Below are 393 nucleotides of genomic sequence, written 5' to 3'. Positions count from 1 at the left end.
GCGATGAAAGGCGCTATCAAGCTGATTGATGCCGCCGGTAACGGCAAGCTGAGCGAAAAACACAGCACCGTCACCCAGTCAAAAGGGGCTACGGCCCAGATTGCCCGAGTGAAGGTGGACAACCTCGACGGCGACCTGAAAAACCTGTTTTCTGCGTGGGAAGATGTTCGCATTGAGGTGTTCGACGGCCAGAATTCAGCGCTGCGCAAACTCACGGTTTCCGCCACCGAATGGCTCACCAAGGCCGGGGCATGGGTGAAGGCTAATCCTGAGCTGGTCGGCACGCTGGTGAAAGTCACGGCGGGCGTTACGGCCCTGATCGGTGGCCTCGCTGCGCTGGGCCTTATTGCATGGCCGGTGATGGCCGGGGTCAATATGTTGATCGCCGGGGCC

At 60.1% G+C, this 393-nt stretch carries 1 protein-coding gene; it reads left to right on the top strand.

All coding sequences use genetic code 11. The features are described from left to right. Positions 1-393: phage tail tape measure protein (locus tag J0A68_RS23275; RefSeq protein ID WP_206580506.1), on the top strand; the 393-nt coding region annotated here is incomplete at both ends.

The organism is Algoriphagus oliviformis, from assembly GCF_017254915.1.
Taxonomy (GTDB): Bacteria; Bacteroidota; Bacteroidia; order Cytophagales; family Cyclobacteriaceae; genus Algoriphagus; species Algoriphagus oliviformis.
This window is presented reverse-complemented; position numbering and strand designations above follow the sequence as displayed.